This window comes from Streptomyces sp. NPDC127097, from assembly GCF_042724075.1.
GTDB lineage: Bacteria > Actinomycetota > Actinomycetes > Streptomycetales > Streptomycetaceae > Streptomyces.
This window is the reverse complement of the sequence record NZ_JBHXFI010000017.1, coordinates 47,277-70,304: the sequence shown is the minus strand read 5'-3', so window position 1 is coordinate 70,304 and position 23,028 is coordinate 47,277. Positions and strand designations below refer to the sequence as shown.

The window sequence follows — 23,028 nt, the reverse complement described above, 5'->3', positions numbered from 1 at the left end:
GGCAGTGCACGTCAGACCCCGTGCCACCTCCCCCACAGAGGTGACACGGGGTTCCAGTTTGACGCGCCGAGGGCTTTTGCTCCAGACCGGGGGTCACCTGCTTTCGTAAAGGGCCGCTATGTCTTTGGCGAAATCGCGGGCCACGGCGGCCCGGCGGAGTTTCAGGGACGGGGTGAGGTGCCCGGTGTCCTCGGTGAAGTCCACCGGGAGGACCGCGAAGCGGCGGATGGACTCGGCCCGCGAGACCAGCTCGTTGGCGTCGTCGACGGCACGCTGGATGTCGGCCAGCAGGCGCTCGTCGCGGACCAGGCGCTCGGGCGGCAGATCCTGCTTCTTGTTCATCTGGCGCCAGTGCGCGAGCCCGTCCGGCTCCAGGGTGATCAGCGCGGTGATGTAGGGGCGGTTGTCGCCGATGACCATGCACTGGCCTACGAGCGGATGTGAGCGGAGGCGGTCCTCCAGAGGGGCCGGGGCGACATTCTTGCCGCCCGTCGTCACGATGATCTCCTTCTTGCGGCCGGTGATCGTGAGATAGCCGTCCGGGTCGAGGGCCCCGAGGTCGCCGGTCGCCAGCCAGCCCTGGTCGGTGACGGGACGGGCCGCGCCGAGGGCCGCGTCCCAGTAGCCGGAGAAGACGTGGTCCCCGTGGATCAGGATCTCGCCGTCGTCGGCGATGCGTACGGCGGTGCCGGGGAGCGGCCAGCCGACCGTGCCGATACGGGGCCGGAGCGGCGGGGTGACGGTGGTGGCGGCGGTGGTCTCCGTCAGGCCGTAGCCCTCGAAGATCTCGATGCCGGCGCCGGTGTAGAAGGCGGCGAGGCGGCGGCCGAGGGGTGAGCCGCCGCAGAGGACGTGGCGGACCTTGCCGCCGAGGGCGGCGCGGATACGGCGGTAGACCAGCGGATCGTAGAGCTTGCGGGCGCCTTTGAGGGCCACGCCGGGGCCCGGGCCCGTCCCGTGCTCCCTGGCCTCGACGGCCTCGCCGTAGGAGCGGGCGACGCGGACCGCGCGGTCGAAGGAGGCGGCGCGGCCCATCTTCTCCGCGGTGGCCCGTCCCGTGTTGAAGACCTTCTCCAGGACGTACGGGATGGCCAGCAGGAACGTCGGCCGGAAGCCGGCCAGGTCGGCGAGCAGCTCGTCGGTCCGGATGCTGGGGGCGTGCCCGAGGCGGACGCGGGCGCGCAGACAGCCGACCGCGACCATCCGGCCGAAGACATGGGAGAGCGGGAGGAAGAGAAGGGTGGCGGCGGGCTCCTCGCTGACCGACTTGAAGACCGGGTGCAGCAGCTCGACGGCGTTGTCGACCTCGGCGAAGAAGTTGGCGTGGGTGAGGGCGCAGCCCTTGGGGCGGCCGGTGGTGCCGGAGGTGTAGATGAGGGTGGCGAGGGCGTACGGGCCGGTGGCGGCGCGGCACTGGTCGACCGCCTCGTCCGGTATGTCGCCGCCCGCCGCGACGAGTTGGGAGACTGCGCCGGTGTTGAACTGCCAGAGGTGGTCCAGGACGGGGAGTTCGGCGCGGAGACCGCTGATCAGACGGGCCTCGTCGACGCCCTCCACGACGCAGGCGCGGGCGCCGGAGTCGTGCAGGATCCACTGCGCCTGGTGGGCGGAGGACGTGGGGTAGAGGGGGACGGTGACCAGGCCGGCCGCCCAGGCGGCGAAGTCGACGAGGGTCCACTCGTAGGTCGTACGGGCCATGATCGCGAGCCGGTCGCCGGGGCGCAGGCCGGACGCGAGCAGGCCCTTGGCGACGGCGCGCACCTCGGCGGCGAACTCCGCGGCGGTGACGTCGCGCCAGATGCCGCTGGGCTGCTTACGGGCGAGCACGACGTCGCCAGGGGCCTCGCGGGCGTTGACGAAGGGGAGGTCCCCGAGCGAGCCACTGCGCACGGGGGCGGCCAGCGGGGGGACGTAGACCTCGCGGACCGTCCCGTCGACCAGGGTTTTCTGCGGCTCGGTGAGGGTGGGGGTGGCGGTGGGGGTGGTGAGTGATCCGGGGGTTGCACTTTCCTGGTGGGACACGAGCGGCTCCTCGTCATTCCTGTGCAAGTTGCCGTGGGCTGTTCGCCGTTCGCCTACGGCGGGTGGGTGGCGGGTCGGAGGGGACGCCCGGTACCCCGTCCTCGGCGCGGGCGGCCCTGCTCCCAGAGGTAAGGCACCCCGGCGTCCGCTCCGGTCCTGCGGGCGGGGCACCGGACATCCCCTCCGACCACCGTTCGTACGCGGCGGACCCGCCATACCGATCACCGTTACGGCAATACAGCGGCACCCCTTGGCAGGCATCTGACCCCCGGGCAGCTTGGGCGAGGGCTGAGATGGGTGGTGACGGGCGGTGCCACCGTCCGGCAGTCGGCAACGCTGGACGGTCGGAGGGGATGTACCGGGGCCCGCCCGCAGGACCGGAGCAAACACCGGGGCAATCAATCCCACGCACCCGCGTCGCCCGCGCCGAGGACGGGCCCCGGTGCGTCCCCTCCGACCCCCGCGGCAACCACGAACCCCGCAACGGCGCCAGCCACAACGAACCCGCACCAAACAACGCACGGCGGCCAAACAGGCGCGCCAGCCACAACGGCGCCGCACCAAACAACGCACGGCGCCCCCCTTAGGGGCGCGGGGAACTGCGCGACCAGCCACAACCCACCCGCAGTCAAAAGCGAGACCCACCAAGACCCCGCCGGGCAGCAACCGCTCCTGACCCAGCAGTAACCTTACTTCGAGGTAAATTTATGCGAGGACCGGGAGTTGGCCAATACCCCGGCACCACCTTCGTCCCGTCAAATACGGAGCCGCCCCGGCACCGGAGGACCGGGACCGGGGCGGCAGCCGACGCGCGGGCCGTCTCATCGCCCGGCGCAGGAGCGGCTCTCGTGGTCGACGAGGCCGCTCGGCGCCCAGCGTTCTCCGCCCATGAGCTGATTGAGGCCCATCCAGGCGAAGTTCATCATCGTGGCCGCGGTGTCCTTGGCCGGCGGATGCTCGGGGTCGCCCGAATCCCCCTCGTCCGTACGGACATTGGCCCACTCGGCGAGTGACTCGGCCGCGCCGACCAGCGCGTGCGCGAGGCCGGCGACCTCCCGTTCGGCCAGTTCGCCGACGCAACCCGCCTCCTTTGCGGCTGCACCGAGCAACTCCGTGACGAACGCGACGATTTCCGCCCGCAGCGCGGCCACTTCGCGCGCGAACGGCTCACCGTGCGTCCGCGCCTGCTGGTGGAGTACGGCCCAGCCGTACGGATGCTCGGCGGTGTGCGCGAAGAAGCCCTTCAGGCCGCTGCACAGCTGCCGGTCGGCCGCCGCCCCCGGCTCGACGGCCGATGTCACGGCCGCCACCAGCGCCGCCGACTCCCGCCGGATCACCGTGTTGAACAGGTCTTCCTTCGAGTTCAGGTAGAGATAGACCAGCGGCTTGGAGACTCCGGCCAGTTCGGCGATCTCGTCCATCGAGGCCGCCCGGTACCCACGCCGCGCGAAGGTCAGTACCGCCGCGTCCAGCATCTGCTGCTCCCGGACGGCGCGCGGCACCCGCTTGCTCTTCACAGCTCCCACCCCGAATGTCCCTCCATCCCGCCCCTTTACTGCAAAGTAAGTTTACGATCTTCGCTTCCCACCCCTCGCCTCTTGACGCGTTCCCGCCATAGCGAGACGATACGTCTCGTCGCGCCTCTGTGATGGCGCGACGCCCTTGTCCGCATCACCTGGAGGACCGCCCCATGCAGCAGTTCATCGACGCCGCCCCCGGGGTCCGCCTGTGGACCGAGCAGCGCGGTGCCACCGACGCGGCCCCGCTGCTGCTGGTCATGGGTGCCCAGGCGAGCGGCCTCGGCTGGCCGGAGCCGCTGGTCGACGCGCTGGCCGCGCAGCACCGGGTCGTCCGCTACGACCACCGCGACACCGGCCGCTCCACCTGGTCCTTCGAGGAACGGCCCTACCGGATCGCCGATCTCGCCGATGACGTGATCGCGGTCCTGGACGGGCTGGGCATCGACCGGGCCCATATCGTCGGCATGTCATTGGGCGGCATGCTCGCCCAGATGGTGCTCGCCGACCACCCCGACCGACTGCTCAGCGCCACTCTCATCGGCACCATGGCCCTCAGCACCACCCACTGCACCCGCCCCGACGGCAGCACGGTCCCGGCCGACGCACTGCCGGGCATCTCGCCCGAGGTCCTGGAGCTGTGGTCCCGTCCGGTCGAGGATCACGGCCCGGCGGCCGAAGTGGAGCGCCGGATCGAACACTGGCGCGTACTCGCCGGTGACCGGCTCCCGTTCGATGACGACTCCTTCCGCGCCTTCGAGCACCGGGTCATCGCGCACACGGGACACCACCGGGTGGGCACCGCACACGGCCGTGCGGAGCACGACGGCATGCTCCGCACGGACCAGCTCGCCCGCAACGAGGTCCCGGCCCTCGTGGTCAGCGCACCCGCCGACCCGGTCTTCCCGCCGCCGCACTCCGAGCACCTCGCCCAGTGCGTCCGGGGCGCGCGGCTCGTCGAGATCCCGGGCATGGGGCACGCGCTCCCGCCCGCCGTCCATGCACCACTGGCGACGGCGATTCTGGCGCATACGGGGGCGGTGACGGGCTGAGACCGATACCCGCCGGGCTGCCGGTCGCGCCCGGAACCGGCCGAGCCCGCGGCTGACCCACTTGGCTCAACCGCCCCACTGACCTCTAGGTACAGTGCAAGCCAAGTAATCCCCCTGTTTCCGCAAAGACTTGGGATAGCGCAAGCACAGGGGGCGCGGCAGGTCAACGGGAGGACGGGGCGAATGGGCGGCACGGGGTACGACGTAGAGAGCACGGCTCTACGTCGCTATGCGAACGCGGCGGACCATGCGGCGGACCAAGTGGAGAAGATCCGGAACCGCGTCGGCAAACTGCAGCTGTCCAGCGGTGTGTTCGGTCAGCTGGCGGAGTCCGACAGCCTCAAGTCGGACTACGACACGCAGTCCGAGGAGGCGGTGAACGACCTCCACGACGTCAAGGAATCGCTGGGCGCCATCGCCGACGGGATCCGTCTGACGGCCGAAGCGTACGACAACAACGAGGACGACCAGGTCTTCGCCTTCGGTGGGGGCGCCTCATGAGCCAGGCACTGGAGCGCATCGGGTTCGACGTCGACTGGAGCAACCCGCTTGCGGGTGCGCTCGACTCCGTCATCCGGGGGGCCATCAAGGACCTCGGGCTCGACGAATATCTGGAAAAGGTCAGCGGCGACAACGAGAAGCTGATAGAAACCGCCAGGGAATGGCGCGCCGCGGCCCGTGACATGAACGGCGTCCTCGAGGATCTGCTGGCCGAGCGCAAGACGTTGCAGCGGTCCTGGACCGGCGAGGCGTCAGAAGCCTTCGGCGGCGCCATGACGGAGTTCGAAAAGGCCCTCAAGGCCGAGGCCGAAGACATGAACACGGTCGCCGAACTCCTCGAAATGGCCGCGGAGGCGTGCGCCGAGGCCGAGGAAACGATGGTCGTGCTGATCACCGAGATCGTTGAGGCCCTGCTGGTCGCGGCCGCGACGGCGGCGATCGTCGCGATTCTGACCGCTGGTGTCGGCGCCGCGATCGGTCCGCTCATCGGCGCCGCGGGGGCCGCGCACCGTGCGATGAAGGCCGTACGGATCACCGCGAAGCTGGCGGACAAGCTCAAGGATCTCGCCGACCGGATGCGGGCGGTGCAAAAGCTGCGGCGGGCGCGCATCAAGGCCAAGGCGCTGTGGCGGAACAAGAACGCCCGCAAGAAGATCAACAAGAACCTCAAGCGAATCGGCAACAAGGTGGTGGGCGCCAAGGCGGTCGGTGCCGTTATCGAGGCAGGGCCGCTGGCGAACAGCGTCCTCGAACACCACACCGGCGTCGACGTCGGTGAGTGGGTCTCCGAGAAGACCGCCGGCGTGACCGAGAAGGCCCAGGAGGCGGGCAACGCAGCCGAGCGTGCGATCCACGACAGCACCGGCCTCAAAGAGGTCCACATCGGCGACAAGAGCTGGGACGTCGAGCACCAGACCCCCGTCGGCCCGAGCGCCCCGAAGGCCGAGCAGCCGACCGAGCAACAGAAGCAGTACGCCGACCGGCCCGACTCCGAGCGCTTCACCGACCGCCTGGCCGACAGCGCAGCGCGGTCCAAGCCCGTCCGGGAGGTCTTCGGATGAGTCTGCGGGTCGCCTGGGGGAAAGTGCCGTACAAGGAGGCGAGGGAGCGCGCGGTGCAGGCGCTGCCGGCCGGGGAGCGGCTCGTGCAGAACGAAGTCGCTTTTCCCGGATGGAAGTTGTCCAAGCCGTGGCGGTGGAACCGCCCCCGCGTCCTGGCCGGCCGGCGTCTCCCGGGCGACCGCTGGGAAGGCACCAAACGGGCCTTCTGGTCGGTCTACTGGGGTATCGAGGCGATCCTCGGGCCCATCCCCGATCTCTTCGGGGGGCGGCGGAGGGGCAAGCCGCTCAAGGGCGGCTGGGGAAGCCTGGCGGGCGGACTGGCCACCGCCCTGTGGCCGCGCGTGCCGACCACGGACGCGCTGCCGGTGCTCCAGCTCACCGACCGCCGGCTGCACGTCAGCTATGTCCAGCGGGGCCGCCGCCGCGGGGAACTGGGCGCCGTCGAGCCGGGCTGGAGCACAGCGGCCGAGCAGGTGGCCTGGGTCCGGCACCGTACCGACATCGACGCCGACAACTTCGAATTCGGCTTCACGGACGGCTCCTGGGCCCGGGTGAATCTGCCGAGCCAGCACGCCGTGTACTTCACGGAGTGCTTTCCCCGGGCGAAGGCGGGCCGGCCTTAGCGGGACGGCCGCCACCAGCCTCCCGGCGAGGCGGTACGTACGGATGCGCCCCGACCTTGAATCCTTAGGTTCTAGTGGTCGGGGCGCATCCGTGTGGCAGGCCGGGAACTACGCAGGAGTCGGCACCGGCACGGAAACCTTCTCGTCCGCGCCCTCGGCGGCGGACGTCTCCAGGCTGATGCTCCGCGCCCCGTTGTACGCGTCGCGGTCGAGGATCTTCTCCCGGGCGGAGACCAGGATCGGGATGACGGCCTGGCCGGCCACGTTGGTGGCCGTGCGCATCATGTCCAGGATCGGGTCGATGGCCATCAGCAGGCCGACGCCCTCCAGGGGGAGGCCCAGGGTGGAGAGGGTCAGCGTCAGCATGACCGTGGCGCCGGTCAGGCCGGCGGTCGCGGCGGAGCCGATGACGGAGACGAAGGCGATCAGGAGGTAGTCGCCGATGCCCAGGTCGACGCCGAAGATCTGGGCGATGAAGATCGCGGCGATCGCCGGGTAGATCGAGGCGCAGCCGTCCATCTTGGTCGTCGAGCCGAACGGCACCGCGAAGGAGGCGTACTCCCGCGGCACGCCGAGGCGCTGGGTGACCTGCTGGGTGACCGGCATGGTGCCGACCGAGGAGCGGGAGACGAAGGCCAGCTGGATGGCGGGCCAGGCGCCGCGGAAGAACTGGAGCGGGTTGACCTTGGCGACGGTCGACAGCAGCAGCGGGTAGACGCCGAAGAGGACGAGCGCGCAGCCGACGTAGATGTCGACGGTGAAGGTCGCGTACTTGCCGATCAGGTTCCAGCCGTACGTCGCGATGGCGTTGCCGATGAGGCCGACGGTGCCGATCGGGGCGAGGCGGATGACCCACCACAGGGCCTTCTGGAGCAGTTCGAGGACCGAGCGGCTGAGCGCGAGGACCGGTTCGGCCTTCTCGCCGAGCTGGAGGGCCGCGATACCGGCGACGGCGGCCATGAAGACGATCTGGAGCACGTTCAGCTCGGTGAACGGCGTGATGATGTCGGTGGGGACGATGCCGGTCAGGAAGTCGATCCAGGAGCCCGCGTGGTCGGGGAGCTTGCCGTCCTTGGGGGTCAGGCCGGTGCCCGCGCCGGGGTTGCTGAGCAGTCCGATGGCCAGGCCGATCGCGACGGCGATCAGCGAGGTGACCATGAACCACAGCAGCGTGCGGGAGGCGAGCCGGGCGGCGTTGTTGACCTGCCGCAGATTGGTGATCGACACCAGGATCGCGAAGAAGACCAGCGGCGCCACGGCCAGCTTCAGCAGCTGGACGAAGAGGTCGCCGATGTGCTGAAGCGTGGTGGTGAGCCAGCCGACGTCACCGCTCTTGGCGACCCAGCCGAGCAGCACGCCCAGGGCGAGGCCGGTCAGGATCTGCACCCAGAACGGGATCTTGGGTATGCGGGAGGACGTGGGGCGCTGCGGCGCCGGTGCGGACTCGGAAGTCTCGGCGGACGGGGACAAGGGACACACTCCGGGGACAGGTCAGGCGTCAGGGACGGCGAAAAGAAGCGCCAGGAACTCGAGCGGCTGCGGAGCAGCAGCGTTGCGGGCCTCTCCCGCCCGGAGGGGTGGGGAGAAGGATCTCCGGCCGCTGGAGGAGAGAGGTCAGCGGCGGCAACAGGCCGCGGACATACAGCGGCAGAGATCGACATGCAGGCGCGCCACGAGCGGAGTGCTCATGGGGGACGGAGGCGCGGCTGCTGTCTTCATGACACGAACGTTAACACTTGAACTTTGAGGAACCCAAAGAAAATCTTTGGGTTCCGGGAGGCGGTCCCCACACCGGACCCGCCGTCAGAAACGCGACAGGCGCCCGCCCGTGGAGCGAAGTCCACGGCGACGGGCGCCTGTCGCGACGAAGCGGCTGTGAGGCGTGTTACATCACGGGTCCGGTGGCCCCGGAGGGGCGGCCTTACTTCAGGCCGTCCTCCTGGCCGACGCTGGCCGCGAAGCGCGCACGCTGACGGTCGACCCTGGGGGCGATCTGCTGGGCCATCGCGTCCCGCTGCTTGCGCAGCAGCACGAAGCTGAGCGGCGCGGAGATCACCACGGCGAGCAGCAGCAGCCAGAAGATGTTGGAGGCGCCGAGTCCGAGCGGGATCACGTGGACGTAGGCCAGCACCCACACCACGGCGAACGAGGCGACGAAGAGGCCGATGCGAAGGGCGGTGTAGCGGAGCGTGGCGAAGTTGTGGCTACTCACGGATGGGACCTTCTCCTCAACGGCAACCTAAAGGGTCTGCATCCAGTCAAGCACAGCGCTTCGGGCGATCTTCGCGGCCCCCGGCGCAGCCCGGTCATGGCGCGGCCCGCCCGGCACGGCACCCGGCCCGGCCGTCAGCCCAGATCCAGCCACATGGTGATGTCGTCGCGGTAGTCGTCGTCCGCCACCCGGATCGCGCCGGGCACCCGGCCGACCTCCTGGTAGCCGCACGCCTCGTAGAAGGGGCGGGCGCCGGAGCCGCCGCGGCAGGTGAGGCGGAGCGCGGTGATCCCCTCGACGGAGCGGGCGGCGTCGGCGACCGCCGCCATCAGCCGGCGGCCGGCGCCCTTGCCCTGGAGGGTGGGGTGGACCATGACGGTGTAGACCCACAGCCAGTGCTTCATCAGGCGGTGGGTGTTGGTGGTGAGGAACGCCGTGGCCAGCACCCGGCCGTCCGTGTCCCGGCCGGCCACCAGGCGCTGGCGGCCCTCGGCCATGGCCGTCAGATGCTTGCGCAGCTCCGGGCGGACGTCCTCGCGGGTCACCGGCGGCACGAACCCGACCGCGCCCCCGGCGTTGGAGACATCGGCCCACAACGCACATATTCCGTCATGGAGTTCGGGGGTGACGGAAGGGTCCAGGTCGAAACGCACGTTCATGACCCGGACCCTAACGCTCCCCGCCGACGGCGCTCCCGAGCAGGTCAGACGCGCATCGGCTGCGGGGATTCGCGGCGGTCCGGGTCCGGGCCCGGGTACTCGCGGATGGCCTCGTAGCGGGTGTTGCGCTCGACGGGGCGGAAGCCGGCGTCGCGGATCAGCTCCAGCAGGTCCTCACGGGTCAGCTTGTTCGGCGTGCCGTAGTTGTCCGCGTCGTGCGTGATCTTGTACTCGACGACCGAGCCGTCCATGTCGTCCGCGCCGTGCTGGAGGGCGAGCTGGGTGGTCTGGAGACCGTGCATCACCCAGAAGCACTTGATGTGCGGGACGTTGTCGAAGAGCAGGCGGGAGACCGCGAAGGTCTTCAGGGCCTCGGCGCCGGTCGCCATCGTCGTCCGGGCCTGGAGCTTGTTGCGGACCTTGCCGTCCTGCATGTCCACGAAGTCGTGCTGGTAGCGCAGCGGGATGAAGACCTGGAAGCCGCCGGTCTCGTCCTGGAGCTCACGCAGCCGCAGCACGTGGTCGACGCGGTGGCGGGGCTCCTCGATGTGCCCGTAGAGCATCGTCGAGGGGGTCTTGAGGCCCTTCTCGTGGGCGAGGCGGTGGATGCGCGACCAGTCTTCCCAGTGGGTGCGGTGGTCGACGATGTGCTGCCGGATCTCCCAGTCGAAGATCTCGGCGCCGCCGCCGGTCAGCGACTCCAGGCCGGCGTCGATCAGCTCGTCGAGGATCTCGGAGGCGGAGAGCCCGGAGATGGTCTCGAAGTGGTGGATCTCGGTGGCGGTGAACGCCTTCAGGGAGACGTTCGGCAGGGCCTTCTTCAGCTCGCTGAGCGAGCGCGGGTAGTAGCGCCACGGCAGGTTGGGGTGGAGCCCGTTGACGATGTGCAGCTCGGTGAGGTTGTCGTTCTCCATCGCCTTGGCGAGGCGGACGGCCTCCTCGATGCGCATCGTGTACGCGTCCTTCTCGCCCGGCTTGCGCTGGAAGGAGCAGTAGGCGCACGACGCGGTGCACACATTCGTCATGTTGAGGTGACGGTTGACGTTGAAGTGGACGACGTCGCCGTTCTTGCGGGTACGCACCTCATGGGCGAGGCCGCCCAGCCACGCCAGGTCGTCGGACTCGTAGAGGGCGATACCGTCCTCGCGGGTCAGCCGCTCCCCGGCGTGGACCTTCGCCTCCAGCTCGCGCTTGAGGCCCACATCCATCGACGCAGCCATCCGGTCGCCTCCCAGTCTCTGCCGTATCGGTGCCGTTCCGGTGCCGTTCCTTCGGAGCCGAAACGGGCTTCGTCGAGCGTACTCCCCCGTAAGGGAGGCGGACGGAGCCCCCTGGCGCGCCCGTCCGCCCCGGCGGGTACCGGCGGCGCCCGGTGGCCTATTCGGCCTCTTCGGGCAGTTGGCCGACGCGGTTCTCCCACTTGGTGGAGAGCACGATCGTGGTGCGCGTACGGGAGACGCCCTTGGTGCCGGACAGCCGCCGGATGGTGCGCTCCAGGCCGTCCACGTCCCCCACCCGCACCTTGAGCATGTACGAGTCGTCGCCGGCGATGAACCAGCAGTCCTCGATCTCCTCGAGGTCGCGCAGCCGTTGTGCGACGTCCTCGTGGTCGGTGGCGTCCGACAGCGAGATGCCCACCAGCGCCGTGACGCCGAGGCCGAGCGAGGCGGCGTCGACCGTCGCGCGGTAGCCGGTGATCACGCCGGCCGCCTCCAGGCGGTTGATCCGGTCCGTGACGCTGGGCCCGGAGAGGCCGACGAGCCGGCCGAGCTCCGCATACGAGGCCCGGCCGTTCTCGCGAAGTGCCTGGATGAGCTGCCTATCCACCGCGTCCATGCCCTCAAGCCTTCCAATCTTTACGCATTTTCGTGTTCTGGCTGTAGAATCTAAGGCACGCAGGGCATTAGCCCTGTAAATCTTTCAGAGACGATCTCACAGGAGTTGTCACCGTGTACTCGATCGAGATGGCCTACGCCCGCATGCGCGAGCTTCAGGACCAGGCCAATCGTTCACGTGCCCACCGCTCCGCGGCACCGCGGACCCGGCGCCTCTTCGGCCGCGCCGCAGCGAAGCAGCGCTAAGGAGCCTCCGGGGCCTCCTCCACTTCCCTGGAGCCACCCCGCAGCTCCCCTTCCCAGCGCCGGTACAGCCCGTGCGGCACCTCGGCCGCATCGAGCACCCGGCCCGCGACGAAGTCCACCAGATCCTGGATGTGCGTCGCCCCCGCATAGAACGCCGGTGAGGCGGGCAGCACCACGGCGCCCGCCTCGTCCAGCGTCACCAGATGCTTCAGCGTCGGCCCGTTCAACGGGGTCTCGCGCACCGCGACCACCAGCCGCCGCCGCTCCTTGAGCGTCACGCTCGCCACCCGCTGGAGCAGATCCTTCGAGAGCCCGAGCGCCACCCCGGCCACACACGCCGTGCTCGCCGGGACGATCAGCATCCCCTTCACCGGATACGAACCCGAGGAGGGCCCGGCCGCCAGATCCCCGGCCGGCCAATAGCGCACCTCCGCCAGGTCCGCCTCCGTCACCGGAAACGTCGCCGGCTTGCCATCGGCTCCGCGCGCCAGCCATTCCCGCAGGTCAGTGCGCCAATGAGCGTCCCGGAAGGCGATCCCCGTCTCGTCCAGGAGGGTCAGCCGCGACGCCCGGCTGACGATCAGGTCCACCGCCTCCCCGGCGGCGAGCAGCCCGCGCAGCACGGACGCGGCATACGGCGTCCCGGACGCGCCGGAGATCCCCACGACCCACGGACGGCGGCGGCCGGGGTCCTGCTTACTGGTGTCGATGTGCGGCGGCTCCACGCATCGAGCCTATCCGGCGGAACCACAGACCCCCTCACGGCCGTTCCTACCTGTGCGCCCCCTCGCGGACCTCCGCCGGGGGCCGCCCCACCGGGGGACGAGAAGGGACGGCCGGAGATGACCTCACGCGCGAAGCCCGCGATCTGCCTGATGCTGGGCTGGGTGGCCCTGCTCTGGCTGCTGGAGGGCGTCGACTTCGCCACCGGCGGCGCACTGGACACCTTCGGGATCACCCCGCGCGAACCCGCCGAGCTCGCCGACGTCGTGCCCGCCGCCTTCCTGCACTTCGGCTTCGGCCATCTCGTGGCGAACACCCTGCCGTTGCTGCTGCTCGGCCTGGTCGCCGCGCTGCGCAGCGGGGTGCGCCGCTTCCTCGCCGTCGCCGCGCTGATCATCCTCACCAGCGGACTGGGCGTCTGGTTCACGGCCGCGCCGGACAGCAACACCGCGGGCGCCTCCGGAGTCGTCTTCGGACTCTTCGGCTATCTCCTGGTGCGCGGCTTCATCGAGCGCAAGCTCCTCGACATCGGCATCGGCCTGGTGGTGGGCGTGCTCTACGGCTCGATCCTGTGGGGCGCGCTCCCGACCGACAGCGGCATCAGCTGGCAGGGGCATCTGTTCGGGCTGATAGGCGGGGTATTGGCGGCCTTCGTCTTCCGGGGGCGCGCTCCCGGCGCCCTGCCCGCCGCCGATGTCCGACCCATCGCATAGCCTCGATCCGAACGGGAGCCGCGGGGCCGGACGCACGGTCACGGGGCGGACGCACGGTCGCGCGCGTGCCACACGGCACCTGAGGCGCCACGCAGTAACCACGGGGTGAGCACAGCATGTCCGACTACCACCAGCCCGGATACGGTCCACCGGCCGGCGGACCACAGCAGCCGTACGGGGCACCCCAGCAGGGCTGGCCCGGCGCGCCGCAGCCGGGCCCGCCTCAGCCGGGCGCGCCACAACCCGGGGGCTACGGCTACCCCGGCACCCCGCAGCCCGGCTATGGCCCCCGGCCGCCCGCCCCCTCCTCGGGCCCCGCGATGTGGTCCCACCTCGGCGCGCTGCTGACCATCACCGGGGGCACGATGATGTGCTGCGGCCTGGGCGCCTTCCTCGGCTGGATCTACCCGCTGTCCTTGCGCGGCAACGACCGCCACCAGCACGACCCGTACATCCGCCACCACGCCACCCAGGCCGTGAACTACGGCATCACCCAGGCCATCATGGCGGCCTTCGGGCTGGTGCTGTACGTCGCCAGCGCCTTCACCTTCGCCGCGGTCGCCACGGAGGAACAGCGCAACAGCTCCGGCCTCGCGGTCCCCCTGATCACCGTGATCGCCATCTTCGGCGCCTACGCCCTGTCCGGCGTCATCTGCGCGGTCATAGGCACGGTCAAGGCCACCCGCGGCGAACTGTGGACCTACCCCCGCCTGATCGCCTGGCCCCTCAGCAAGGGCTGAACACCCGTCAGGCGGGGCCGAGCGACTACCGACAACGCCTGACCGACCGTGGCGCGGCCCGCCCGAGCAACAAGCCCGCACGCACCGCAAGGAACTGATTACGCTACGTAATCGTTGCCGGATAAGAGGGAGGCAGCAGGCACGGCGGGGCAGGGGCGGGGCGCAGCATCCACCCGCCGACGCCCGCCCGCACCCCTCAGACCGCCAGCCCCCGCACCAACAGATCCAGCAGCGCACAAACAAACAGCGCGATCCCGATGAAGCCGTTGACCTGGAAGAACGCCCGGTTCAGGCGGGTCAGGTCGTGGGGCTTGACGATCGTGTGCTCGTACAGGAACGCCGCCGCCACGATCACCAGGCCCAGCCAGAGGAACACCCCCGCGCCGGTCGCCACGGCGTACCAGGCGAAGAGGCCCGTCGTGACGAGGTGGCAGCCGCGGGCGCCCCAGATCGCGGCCGGGATGCCGAAGCGGGCCGGGACGGACTTCACGCCGATCTCACGGTCCGTCTCCACGTCCTGGCAGGCGTAGATCAGGTCGAAGCCGCCGATCCAGATGCCGACCGCGAGGCCGAGGATCACGGCCTCCCAGGACCAGGCCCCGGTGATCGCGAGCCAGGCGCCGACCGGGCCCATCGCCTGGGCGAGGCCGAGGATCGCCTGCGGGAAGTTGGTGAACCGCTTGCCGTACGGATAGACCACCATCGGCACCACCGCGAGCGGCGCGAGCGCCAGGCACAGGGGGTTCAGCAGGGCGGCGGCGCCCAGGAAGACGACGAGCGCGATCAGTGCGCCGGTCCAGGCGGACTTCACCGAGACCGCGCCGGTGACCAGTTCCCGTTGCGCGGTGCGCGGGTTACGGGCGTCGATCTCGCGGTCGATGACGCGGTTCGCGGCCATCGCGAAGGTGCGCAGGCCGACCATGGCGACGGTGACGAGGAGCAGCGGGCCCCACTGGATGCGCCGGCCGCCCTCCTCGTACATCGCGGTCAGCGCGGCGATGTAGGCGAAGGGCAGCGCGAAGACCGAGTGCTCGATCATCACCAGGCGCAGGAATGCCTTGGTGCGGCCCGGCTGTGGGACGGCTGCGGATGCGCTGCTCACGAGAGGCCGTACTCCTTCCAGCGGCGGTCGACCAGCGCCGCCGTCCGCGGGTCGGACTCGACCATCTCGGGCCAGCCGCCGTCCCTGGTGTAGCCCTCCTCGGGCCACTTCTCCGTCGCGTCGATGCCCGCCTTGCCGCCCCAGAACTGCTGGTAGGAGGCGTGGTCGAGATGGTCGACGGGACCTTCGACGACGGTGAGGTCGCGGGCGTAGTCGGTGTTGCCGAGCGCCCGCCACGACACCTCGTGGAGGTTGTGCACATCGCAGTCCGCGTCCACGACCACGATCAGCTTGGTCAGCGACATCATGTGGGCGCCCCAGATGGCGTGCATGACCTTCTGGGCGTGCTTGGGGTACTTCTTGTCGATCGAGACGATCGCGCAGTTGTGGAAGCCGCCGGACTCGGGGAGGTGGTAGTCCACGATGTCCGGGACGATGATCTTGAGGAGCGGGAGGAAGAACCGCTCCGTCGCGCGGCCGAGCGGGCCGTCCTCGGTCGGCGGGCGGCCGACCACGATCGACTGGAGCAGCGGCCGCTTACGCATCGTCACACAGTCGATGGTCAGCGCCGGGAACGGCTCCTGCGGCGTGTAGAAGCCGGTGTGGTCGCCGAACGGGCCCTCGGGCAGCATCTCGCCGGGCTCCAGCCAGCCCTCGATGACGACCTCGGCGTTCGCGGGGACCTGAAGCGGGACGGTCTTGCAGTCGACCATCTCGATCCGCTTGCCCTGGAGGAAGCCGGCGAAGAGGTACTCGTCGATGTCGCCGGGGAGCGGGGCGGTGGAGGCGTAGGTGACGGCCGGGGGGCAGCCGAAGGCGATGGCGACGGGCAGCTTCTCGCCGCGCTTGGCGGCGACCTGGTAGTGGTTGCGGCTGTCCTTGTGGATCTGCCAGTGCATGCCGATGGTGCGCTTGTCGTGGCGCTGGAGGCGGTAGAGGCCCAGGTTGCGGACGCCGGTCTCGGGGTGCTTGGTGTGCGTGAGCCCCAGGTTGAAGAAGGAACCGCCGTCCTCCGGCCAGGTGAACAGCGCCGGGAGCCGGTCCAGATCGACCTCGTCGCCCCGGAGCACGACCTCCTGGACGGGCGCTTCCTTGACCTTCTTCGGCGGGACGTGCGTCATGCCGGCGAGCTTGCCGAACGCCTCGCGCACGCCGACGAACCCGTGCGGCAGCTCCGGCTTGAGCAGGCCGCCGATCTTGCCGCTGATGTCCTCGTACGCCTTGAGGTCCAGCGCCTTGAGCAGGCGGCGGTCGGTGCCGTAGACGTTCATGGCGAGCGGCATCGCCGAGCCCTTGACGTTCTCGAAGAGCAGCGCCGGGCCGCCGGACTTCTGCACCCGGTCCACGATCTCGCCGACTTCCAGATACGGGTCGACCTCGGCCTTGATGCGCTTGAGGTCGCCTTCCCGCTCGAGCGCGCGCAGGAACGAGCGAAGATCGTCATAAGCCATGCGTTCCAGTATCGGGTACGCACTACCCTGGACGGGTCACCGGGCCCCGCCGTGGGCCCGCCGTCGCGCGCAGGGGGACCGTCCCACAATGCTCAGGTATCTGCCGTTCCTACTGGTGCTGGCGCTGTGGATCTACGCGTTCATCGACTGCCTCAACACACCCGAATCGCAGGTGCGCGGCCTGCCCAAGGTGGTCTGGGTCCTGATCATCCTGCTCTTCGGCGAGGTACTGGTCGGCCCGGTCGCCTGGCTGGTGGCGGGCAAGCAGCGGCAGCCGGTGGCGGGCGGCGGCAGCACGCCGTCGCAGTGGCACCGCAACCACCGTACGAAGTTCGTCGCGCCGGACGACAACCCCGAGTTCCTCCAGTCCCTCAAGAACGAGAACAAGAAGGACGAGGCGCTGCTGAAGGACTGGGAGGCCGATCTGCGCCGCCGCGAGGAGGAGCTGCGCCGCAAGGAGGGCCGGCCGGGCGACGCGAACGGCCCGGAGGACACCCCGCCGGCCACGGGCTGAGGCACGGTCCGCGGCGTACGGTGAGTCCATGGACCGTACGCAGGACTGGGGGCAGGACCGCGACGAGTTCCGGCTGCACGGCCGCGTCGACGGGCACAGCGACCCGACCGGGCACCCCGACCATCTCCAGGAGCAGGCCCGCGGCATGCTGGCGACGGCCGTCGCCGAGGCGCGGGCCGGGCTGGCCGAGGGGGGCATCCCGATCGGCGCGGCGCTCTACGGGCCGGACGGCACCCTGCTGGGCCGCGGCCACAACCGCCGGGTCCAGGACGGCGACCCCACCTTGCACGCCGAGACCGCGGCCTTCCGCGCGGCCGGCCGCCGGCGCGGCTACCGCGGCACGACGATGGTCACCACCCTCTCCCCCTGCTGGTATTGCAGCGGCCTGGTCCGCCAGTTCGGCATCTCCCGGGTGGTCATCGGCGAGGCCCGCACCTTCCACGGCGGCCACGACTGGCTGGCCCGGCACGGCGTCCGGATCGTGCTGCTGGACGACCCCGAGTGCGCGTCGATGATGCGGGACTTCATCGGGGCGCGGCCGGAACTGTGGCGGGAGGACATCGGGGACGAGTGAGCGGTGGGGACGCCCCCTCCCGCGCCTCGCACGGTCCCCGCCCCCGCAATTCGCCGGCCCGCCGCCCGGCCCTCCGCCAGGATGACCAGCCATGACCACCAGCTCTACCAGCCCCACGGCCCCGTCCCGGCTCCCCGTACCCCCGTGGACACCACTACGGACGGTCCCGCAGCCCCCGCCGAGCCCCAGCGCCGTATTCGCGCCCTGCACACCGGCACGACCGTCACCGTGTACCAGGCGTACTCCCCCGCGCTCGGGCTGCCGGCCGCGCGGGACGGGCGGTTTCCCGCGGCCTGGAAGCGGGAGCGGATGACATGGATCAAGCCCTCTTTCCTGTGGATGATGTACCGCTGCGGGTGGGGCGAGAAGGCGGATCAGGAGACCGTGCTGGCGGTCGAGATCGAGCGGAGCGGGTTCGACTGGGCGTTGCGGCATGCCTGTCTGTCACATTTCGACGCGGACGAGCATGCCGATCGCGGCGCGTGGCGGCGGGAGTTGAAGGGGGCGCCGGCGCGGGTGCAGTGGGATCCGGAGCGCGATCTGGGGTTGCGGGCGCTGCCGTACCGTTCGCTTCAGCTGGGGCTGGCGGGGGAGGCGTCGCGGCGGTACGCGGATGAGTGGACGGTGGCGATCAGGGATGTCACCCCGCTGGCGCGGGAGGTCCATGCGCTGGTGCGGGCCGGGGAGACCGCGGCGGCCGCCGCGTTGCTGCCCGAGGAGCGTCCCTACCCTGCACCCGAGGGAACTCCGGGCCTGCGCCGCGTGTCCTGACGTCGCTGCGCAAACGCGTAATTCCCGCCATCGCGCAGTCCGCCGTGCGCTGCTTCGTGTGGCGTACGGGACGTAGCGAGGTCCGGCCAACTCAGCGCCGTTCACAGCCATTTGCCGCATCGTTCAGCAACCTCCCCCTGCCCGGGAGACTCAGCCGCCGCCACAGTCAAGTCGGCCCGCTGAGGGCTCCCGCGACTCAGGGAGAGTGGCTCATATGCCTGACATGACCCGACGAAGACTCCTCGGCTCCGCGGCCGGCGCGGTCGGCGGCGCCGCCGCGCTGTCGCTGCTGCCGCCCAGCGTGCAGCAGGCCGTCGCCGCCGGACCGGCACGTCACGGCTCGCTGCACGACGTCGAGCACGTCGTGCTGCTGATGCAGGAGAACCGGTCGTTCGACCACTACTTCGGGACCCTGCGCGGGGTCCGTGGTTTCGCCGACCCGGACGCGCTGACGCTGCCGGACGGCCGGTCCGTCTTCCATCAGCCGGACGCGCAGAACCCGGACGGCTATCTGCTGCCGTTCCGCCTGAACACCCACACCTCCAGCGCGCAGGCCATCCCCTCCACCAGCCATGCCTGGTCCGTGCAGCACGAGGCGTGGAACGGCGGGAAGATGGACCGCTGGCTGCCCGCGCACCGGAAGGCGGACGGGGTCAACGGGCCGTATGTGATGGGGTATCACACGCGGGCGGACATCCCGTTCCAGTTCGCGCTCGCCGAGACCTTCACCCTCTGCGACAACTACTTCTGCTCGGTGTTCGGGCCGACGTGGCCCAACCGGCTGTACTGGATGACCGGCACGCTCGACCCGGGCGGTACCCGGGGCGGGCCGGTGCTGAACAACACCGCGCCGCGGCCGTACCGCTGGACGACCTACGCGGAGCGGCTGGAGGCGGCGGGCATCAGCTGGAAGGTCTACCAGGAGGAGGACGACTACGGCTGCAATCTCCTGGAGCAGTTCCAGACGTTCCGGGACGCCAAGCCCGGGGAGCCGCTCTACGAGCGGGGGATGCGGGCGCAGCCGGCCGGCACCTTCGAGGACGACGCCCGCGCCGACCGGCTGCCGGCGGTGTCCTGGCTGATCCCCACCAGCCATCAGTCCGAGCATCCGGACTATCTGCCGGCGGCCGGCGCCGACTACGTCGCGAAGAAGATCGAGGCGATCGCGTCCAACCGGAAGGTGTGGGCGAAGACCGTCTTCATCCTCAATTACGACGAGAACGACGGGCTCTTCGATCATGTGCCGCCGCCGGTGCCGCCGCCGGGGACGGCGGACGAGTTCGTCCGGGGCCTGCCGATCGGCGGCGGCTTCCGGGTGCCGTGTCTGATCGTGTCGCCGTGGACGGTGGGCGGCTGGGCGGCCGGCGATCCCTTCGACCACACCTCGGTGCTTCAGTTCCTGGAGCGCTGGACGGGCGTCGCGGAGCCGAACATCAGTGACTGGCGGCGGTCCGCCTTCGGCGATCTGACCTCCGCGTTCGGCTTCCGCCACCGGGTGCGCCGGCCGCCGCGGCTGCCGGACGACACCGCCGAGCAGCTGGCCGAGGCGCAGTGGGAGGTGGCGCATCTGCCGAAGCCGACGCTGCCGGGCGGCGGGCAGCGGCCGCCGCGTCAGGAGCGCGGGCGGCGCCGGCGGCGCTGAGGGCGCTGAGGGCGCGGGCGGCGCTGAGGGACGGTCGGCGGCGCGGACGCGGGCCGGGCGCGCCCGGGAACGACGGTGCCGTACGGGCGGCCTCGGGGCGAGGCGTTCCGTACGGCACCGGGGACGGTGGCGCGCACCGCCGTGGGTCGGGCGGGGGGCCGCCGCGGTCAGACTCCCGCGTACGAGTGCAGACCGGTCACGAAGATGTTCACGCCGTAGTAGTTGAACAGGTAGCAGGCGAAGGCGATCAGGCCGAGCCAGGCGGCCTTGCGGCCCTTCCAGCCGGCGGTGGCGCGGGCGTGCAGGTAGCCGGCGTAGGCGACCCAGGTGATGAAGGTCCAGACCTCCTTGGGGTCCCAGCCCCAGTAGCGGCCCCAGGCGGCCTCGGCCCAGATGGCGCCCGCGATGATGGTGAACGTCCACAGCGGGAAGACGGTGGCGTTGATGCGGTAGGCGAACTTGTCGAGCGAGGCGGCCGAGGGCAGCCGCTCCAGCACGGAGGTGGCGAAGGTGCCGGGCTGCTTGGCCGCCGGGTCGGCGAGCTTGGCCTCGTGGCGGTCGCGGAAGAGGAACAGCAGCGTGGCGACGGCGCCGAGGTAGAGCACGGCGCCGGAGATGATCGCGCAGCTGACGTGGATCCACAGCCAGTACGAGTGCAGTGCCGGCACCAGCTGGTCGCTGGCGGTGTAGAGCACCGAGACGGCCAGACCGAGGTCGAGCAGCACGGTGGTGATCAGGGGGAGCCCGATCCAGCGGACGTTCTTCTTGAGTACGAGCAGCAGCAGGTACGCGCCGACCGCGACCGCGGCGAAGGTCGTGGAGAACTCGTACATGTTGCCCCAGGGGGCACGCTGCACGGACAGGGCGCGGGTGATGACGCCGCCCACGTGCAGCCCCCAGGCCAGCACGGTCAGCGAGATGGCGATCCGTCCGTAGAGGTCGCCCTTCTCGGTGCCGCCCGCGGCGCCCGGCCCGTCGGGGACGTCGCGGCTGCCGGCGACGGACCTGGTGACGACCTTGGGGCGCTCCAGTACGGCGGTTCCCGTGGCGCCGCCGGACCCGGCCTGGACGGACGCCGTCGCGGGCGCCTTGGCCGGGGTGGTCAGGGCGGCGGCGGTGCGGCCGACCTTGCTGCGGCTGCCGAACACCCACTCGGCCATGTGCGCGAGGAAGGCGAGCGTGTAGACCGCCATCGCCGAATAGACCAGCAGGTTGCTGTTGTGCGCCATTGTCTCGTTGGCTGCGGCAGCGAGGTTCACGCGCGCGCTCCTTCAGAGGGGTCAGCAGGTCCGGCGGAGTCGGTGGGCTCCGCGGGGTCTTCGGAGCCGGGGCCGGTGTGCGGGGCCGGTCCGGGCTTCGGGTCGGGCTTCGGGGCGGAGGCCGGGGCGGTGTCGTCGGCCGGGCCGGTGTCGTCGGCCGGGGCGAGGGGGGCGTCGGGCTCCAGTGCCAGCGCGAGCTCGGCGAGCTCCTCCGGCAGCCGGGGGGACTCGCTGCGGCCGAGTCCGGCCAGCTCGACGATGGTGCGGCCGTCGGCGCCCGGCTCGGCGCGGACCCACACCCGGCGCCGCTGGATGAACAGCGAGCCGGCCAGGCCGACCAGGGCGGCGGCCGCGCCGGTCAGGGCGAGGCCGTTGCCGGGCTGGTGGCTGATCTTGAAGCTGGCCCAGCTCTTGATGCCGGTGAACTTGATGCTGCCGTCACCGTGGGGCAGCTTCATCGTCTCGCCGGGCAGCATCATCTTCGCGACCGGGGCGCCCTTGTCCTTGTATTGCTTGAGGCGCTTCTTGTCGAGCTGGTAGACGTTCTGCGGCAGCCCGGAGCCGACGCCCAGGTCACCGTGGTAGGCGGTCAGTGTCAGCACCGGATAGTCCAGCGCCGGGAACTGGGAGAACATCGAGCCGGAGCCCTTGCCGCCGAACGTCGGCACGAAGAAGCCCTGGAAGCCGAGCTGATTGCGCTTGCCGTCCTTGGTCTGCGCGCCCGGGACCTTCACCACACCGGTCGAGGTGAAGTTCTTGGGGTCCTGCGGGAGGAAGGGCACCGCGCCCTGGTAGACGACCTTTCCGCGGCCGTCCTTGACGGTGACCTCCGGCGAGTAGCCGTGCGAGAGCAGGTAGACCTTGGAGCCGGCGATGTCGAGGGGGGTGTTCACCTCGATCGCGGTCTTGTGCTCCTTGCCGTCCGCGCCGGAGAAGTACCTGATGTGGGCGCGGAAGACCCGCGGGGTGCCCTTCTGCGGGCCGGACCGCTCGTAGGTCGCCTCGAACTTGTCGAGGGTGAAGCCGAACGGCTCCAGGGTGTCGGTGTCGAAGAAGGCACCGGACTTGAAGTCGTCGTACTGGGTGAGGCTGTTGGCGAAGCCGTCGCCCTCGGTGATCAGCTTGCCGCCCTCGGACTTCCACAGGCTGCCGACGGCGAACGCCACCAGCATCACGATCAGCGCGAGGTGGAAGACGAGGTTGCCGACCTCCCGCAGATAGCCCTTCTCGGCGGCGACCGCGGTGCCGTCCCGGTGGGCGCGGAACCGCCGCTTCTTCAGCAGCCGCTGCGCCGCCCCGAGGACCTCCTCGGGCGCCGCGTCGGTGCGCCAGGTGGTGTAGGCGGGCAGCCGGGTCAGCCGGCGCGGGGCGCCCGGCGGGCGGCCGCGGAGCTGTCCGACGAACTGCCAGCTGCGCGGCACGATGCAGCCGATCAGCGAGATGAACAGCAGCAGGTAGATCGCCGAGAACCACACCGAGCTGTAGACGTGGAACATCCCGAGCTTGTCGTAGATGTCGGCGAGGGTGCCGTGCTCGGCCTTGAACTGGTCGACCTTGACCGGGTCGATGCTGGTCTGCGGGATCAGCGAGCCGGGGATGGCGCCGATCGACAGCAGGAAGAGCAGCAGCAGCGCGACCCGCATCGAGGTCAGCTGCCGCCAGAACCAGCGCGCCCAGCCCAGGGGGCCGAGCGAGGGGAGGGTGACGTCCTCGGTGGGCGCGGTCGAGAGCTGGGACCCGGCCGCGCCGAGATCGCTGCCCCCGTCGGCCGCGGGGCCCGGGTCGCGGGGGGTGCCGGTCTTGGTGGACAT

The 23,028-nt window shown here is 70.6% G+C and carries 23 protein-coding genes; 11 read left to right on the top strand and 12 right to left on the bottom strand.

Translation table 11 applies throughout. The features are described from left to right. Nucleotides 1–93: 93 nt before the first annotated feature. A complete protein-coding gene (locus tag ACFWJW_RS15795) occupies nt 94–2,022 on the bottom strand; it encodes an AMP-dependent synthetase/ligase (protein WP_387240482.1) in 1,929 nt (642 codons plus the stop codon). 821 nt (nt 2,023–2,843) lie between these two features. Further along, nucleotides 2,844–3,548, bottom strand: coding sequence for a TetR/AcrR family transcriptional regulator (locus ACFWJW_RS15790; protein WP_387240479.1), 705 nt, complete (start codon nt 3,546–3,548; stop codon nt 2,844–2,846). Between the two features lie 164 nt (nt 3,549–3,712). On the opposite strand from ACFWJW_RS15790, the gene ACFWJW_RS15785 reads away from it, so the two are divergent. From ACFWJW_RS15785 to ACFWJW_RS15770, 4 genes are all read left to right on the top strand, one after another. Continuing rightward, nucleotides 3,713–4,591 (top strand): alpha/beta fold hydrolase, encoded by an 879-nt coding sequence (locus ACFWJW_RS15785; RefSeq protein WP_387240476.1) that lies wholly within the window; start codon nt 3,713–3,715, stop codon nt 4,589–4,591. Nucleotides 4,592–4,774: 183 nt separating this feature from the next. Beyond that, nucleotides 4,775–5,092: a DUF2563 family protein gene (locus ACFWJW_RS15780; RefSeq protein WP_387240473.1), complete on the top strand. Its 318-nt coding sequence runs from the start codon at nt 4,775–4,777 to the stop codon at nt 5,090–5,092. After that, nucleotides 5,089–6,153 (top strand): WXG100 family type VII secretion target, encoded by a 1,065-nt coding sequence (locus ACFWJW_RS15775; protein ID WP_387240470.1) that lies wholly within the window; start codon nt 5,089–5,091, stop codon nt 6,151–6,153. Before ACFWJW_RS15780 ends, ACFWJW_RS15775 begins: the two co-directional genes overlap by 4 nt. Then, entirely contained in the window at nt 6,150–6,776 is a 627-nt protein-coding gene (locus tag ACFWJW_RS15770) for a hypothetical protein (RefSeq protein WP_387240467.1), read from the top strand. Before ACFWJW_RS15775 ends, ACFWJW_RS15770 begins: the two co-directional genes overlap by 4 nt. 108 nt (nt 6,777–6,884) lie before the next feature. On the opposite strand, the gene ACFWJW_RS15765 is transcribed toward ACFWJW_RS15770, so the two are convergent. The 5 genes from ACFWJW_RS15765 to ACFWJW_RS15745 form a co-directional block, all read right to left on the bottom strand. Continuing rightward, complete coding sequence (locus ACFWJW_RS15765) at nt 6,885–8,246, bottom strand: dicarboxylate/amino acid:cation symporter (protein ID WP_387240464.1); 1,362 nt, start codon at nt 8,244–8,246, stop codon at nt 6,885–6,887. Nucleotides 8,247–8,697: 451 nt separating this feature from the next. After that, on the bottom strand, nt 8,698–8,988 hold the full coding sequence (locus ACFWJW_RS15760) for a DUF4229 domain-containing protein (RefSeq protein ID WP_387240461.1): 291 nt from the start codon (nt 8,986–8,988) through the stop codon (nt 8,698–8,700). A 134-nt stretch (nt 8,989–9,122) separates the two neighbouring features. Continuing rightward, on the bottom strand, nt 9,123–9,647 hold the full coding sequence (locus tag ACFWJW_RS15755; protein ID WP_387240458.1) for a GNAT family N-acetyltransferase: 525 nt from the start codon (nt 9,645–9,647) through the stop codon (nt 9,123–9,125). Between the two features lie 44 nt (nt 9,648–9,691). Next, nucleotides 9,692–10,855: an aminofutalosine synthase MqnE gene (gene mqnE / locus ACFWJW_RS15750; protein ID WP_387240637.1), complete on the bottom strand. Its 1,164-nt coding sequence runs from the start codon at nt 10,853–10,855 to the stop codon at nt 9,692–9,694. 169 nt (nt 10,856–11,024) lie between these two features. Further along, nucleotides 11,025–11,483 (bottom strand): Lrp/AsnC family transcriptional regulator, encoded by a 459-nt coding sequence (locus tag ACFWJW_RS15745; protein ID WP_042155701.1) that lies wholly within the window; start codon nt 11,481–11,483, stop codon nt 11,025–11,027. Nucleotides 11,484–11,596: 113 nt separating this feature from the next. Here ACFWJW_RS15745 and ACFWJW_RS15740 point away from each other — a divergent pair, with 113 nt between their 5' ends. Continuing rightward, the gene (locus tag ACFWJW_RS15740) at nt 11,597–11,728 is read left to right on the top strand and encodes a hypothetical protein (RefSeq protein ID WP_275451831.1); all 132 of its coding nucleotides are present in this window, start codon (nt 11,597–11,599) and stop codon (nt 11,726–11,728) included. On the opposite strand, the gene ACFWJW_RS15735 is transcribed toward ACFWJW_RS15740, so the two are convergent. Further along, on the bottom strand, nt 11,725–12,453 hold the full coding sequence (locus ACFWJW_RS15735) for a UbiX family flavin prenyltransferase (protein ID WP_387240453.1): 729 nt from the start codon (nt 12,451–12,453) through the stop codon (nt 11,725–11,727). The genes ACFWJW_RS15740 and ACFWJW_RS15735 overlap by 4 nt on opposite strands. A gap of 117 nt (nt 12,454–12,570) precedes the next feature. On the opposite strand from ACFWJW_RS15735, the gene ACFWJW_RS15730 reads away from it, so the two are divergent. Together ACFWJW_RS15730 and ACFWJW_RS15725 are read left to right on the top strand one after the other, a co-directional pair. Beyond that, the gene (locus tag ACFWJW_RS15730) at nt 12,571–13,164 is read left to right on the top strand and encodes a rhomboid family intramembrane serine protease (RefSeq protein WP_387240449.1); all 594 of its coding nucleotides are present in this window, start codon (nt 12,571–12,573) and stop codon (nt 13,162–13,164) included. A 116-nt stretch (nt 13,165–13,280) separates the two neighbouring features. Next, on the top strand, nt 13,281–13,904 hold the full coding sequence (locus tag ACFWJW_RS15725) for a DUF4870 domain-containing protein (protein ID WP_387240446.1): 624 nt from the start codon (nt 13,281–13,283) through the stop codon (nt 13,902–13,904). 196 nt (nt 13,905–14,100) lie between these two features. On the opposite strand, the gene mqnP is transcribed toward ACFWJW_RS15725, so the two are convergent. Both mqnP and ACFWJW_RS15715 read right to left on the bottom strand, forming a co-directional pair. Then, a complete protein-coding gene (gene mqnP / locus ACFWJW_RS15720; RefSeq protein ID WP_387240443.1) occupies nt 14,101–15,006 on the bottom strand; it encodes a menaquinone biosynthesis prenyltransferase MqnP in 906 nt (301 codons plus the stop codon). Continuing rightward, a complete protein-coding gene (locus ACFWJW_RS15715; protein WP_387240440.1) occupies nt 15,003–16,457 on the bottom strand; it encodes a menaquinone biosynthesis decarboxylase in 1,455 nt (484 codons plus the stop codon). The genes mqnP and ACFWJW_RS15715 overlap by 4 nt, the downstream gene beginning before the upstream one ends. 88 nt (nt 16,458–16,545) lie before the next feature. On the opposite strand from ACFWJW_RS15715, the gene ACFWJW_RS15710 reads away from it, so the two are divergent. The 4 genes from ACFWJW_RS15710 (at nt 16,546) to ACFWJW_RS15695 (ending at nt 19,958) form a co-directional block, all read left to right on the top strand. Then, a complete protein-coding gene (locus ACFWJW_RS15710) occupies nt 16,546–16,971 on the top strand; it encodes a PLD nuclease N-terminal domain-containing protein (RefSeq protein WP_387240437.1) in 426 nt (141 codons plus the stop codon). Nucleotides 16,972–17,116: 145 nt separating this feature from the next. Continuing rightward, nucleotides 17,117–17,545, top strand: coding sequence for a nucleoside deaminase (locus tag ACFWJW_RS15705; protein ID WP_387240634.1), 429 nt, complete (start codon nt 17,117–17,119; stop codon nt 17,543–17,545). An 81-nt stretch (nt 17,546–17,626) separates the two neighbouring features. Next, a complete protein-coding gene (locus ACFWJW_RS15700) occupies nt 17,627–18,316 on the top strand; it encodes a DUF4291 domain-containing protein (RefSeq protein ID WP_387240434.1) in 690 nt (229 codons plus the stop codon). Nucleotides 18,317–18,530: 214 nt separating this feature from the next. Then, a complete protein-coding gene (locus ACFWJW_RS15695; protein ID WP_387240431.1) occupies nt 18,531–19,958 on the top strand; it encodes an alkaline phosphatase family protein in 1,428 nt (475 codons plus the stop codon). A 167-nt stretch (nt 19,959–20,125) separates the two neighbouring features. Here the strand turns inward: ACFWJW_RS15695 and ccsB are convergent, their stop codons facing one another. After that, nucleotides 20,126–21,217 carry a c-type cytochrome biogenesis protein CcsB gene (gene ccsB / locus ACFWJW_RS15690; RefSeq protein WP_387240428.1) on the bottom strand — a complete coding sequence of 364 codons (1,092 nt, stop codon included), beginning with the start codon at nt 21,215–21,217 and terminating at the stop codon, nt 20,126–20,128. Continuing rightward, entirely contained in the window at nt 21,214–23,028 is a 1,815-nt protein-coding gene (locus tag ACFWJW_RS15685) for a cytochrome c biogenesis protein ResB (protein ID WP_387240424.1), read from the bottom strand. The genes ccsB and ACFWJW_RS15685 overlap by 4 nt, the downstream gene beginning before the upstream one ends.

Excerpts from the sequence above, each read along its gene's own strand:
- ACFWJW_RS15770 (WP_387240467.1), top strand. The coding sequence starts at position 6,150 with ATGAGTCTGCGGGTCGCCTGGGGGAAAGTGCCGTACAAGGAGGCGAGG.
- ACFWJW_RS15685 (WP_387240424.1), bottom strand. The coding sequence starts at position 23,028 with ATGTCCACCAAGACCGGCACCCCCCGCGACCCGGGCCCCGCGGCCGAC.
- ACFWJW_RS15755 (WP_387240458.1), bottom strand. The coding sequence starts at position 9,647 with ATGAACGTGCGTTTCGACCTGGACCCTTCCGTCACCCCCGAACTCCAT.
- ACFWJW_RS15780 (WP_387240473.1), top strand. The coding sequence starts at position 4,775 with ATGGGCGGCACGGGGTACGACGTAGAGAGCACGGCTCTACGTCGCTAT.
- ACFWJW_RS15725 (WP_387240446.1), top strand. The coding sequence starts at position 13,281 with ATGTCCGACTACCACCAGCCCGGATACGGTCCACCGGCCGGCGGACCA.
- mqnE (WP_387240637.1), bottom strand. The coding sequence starts at position 10,855 with ATGGATGTGGGCCTCAAGCGCGAGCTGGAGGCGAAGGTCCACGCCGGG.
- ACFWJW_RS15785 (WP_387240476.1), top strand. The coding sequence starts at position 3,713 with ATGCAGCAGTTCATCGACGCCGCCCCCGGGGTCCGCCTGTGGACCGAG.
- ACFWJW_RS15775 (WP_387240470.1), top strand. The coding sequence starts at position 5,089 with ATGAGCCAGGCACTGGAGCGCATCGGGTTCGACGTCGACTGGAGCAAC.
- ACFWJW_RS15705 (WP_387240634.1), top strand. The coding sequence starts at position 17,117 with ATGCTGGCGACGGCCGTCGCCGAGGCGCGGGCCGGGCTGGCCGAGGGG.
- ACFWJW_RS15695 (WP_387240431.1), top strand. The coding sequence starts at position 18,531 with ATGCCTGACATGACCCGACGAAGACTCCTCGGCTCCGCGGCCGGCGCG.
- ACFWJW_RS15710 (WP_387240437.1), top strand. The coding sequence starts at position 16,546 with ATGCTCAGGTATCTGCCGTTCCTACTGGTGCTGGCGCTGTGGATCTAC.
- ACFWJW_RS15700 (WP_387240434.1), top strand. The coding sequence starts at position 17,627 with ATGACCAGCCATGACCACCAGCTCTACCAGCCCCACGGCCCCGTCCCG.
- ACFWJW_RS15730 (WP_387240449.1), top strand. The coding sequence starts at position 12,571 with ATGACCTCACGCGCGAAGCCCGCGATCTGCCTGATGCTGGGCTGGGTG.
- ACFWJW_RS15745 (WP_042155701.1), bottom strand. The coding sequence starts at position 11,483 with ATGGACGCGGTGGATAGGCAGCTCATCCAGGCACTTCGCGAGAACGGC.
- ACFWJW_RS15715 (WP_387240440.1), bottom strand. The coding sequence starts at position 16,457 with ATGGCTTATGACGATCTTCGCTCGTTCCTGCGCGCGCTCGAGCGGGAA.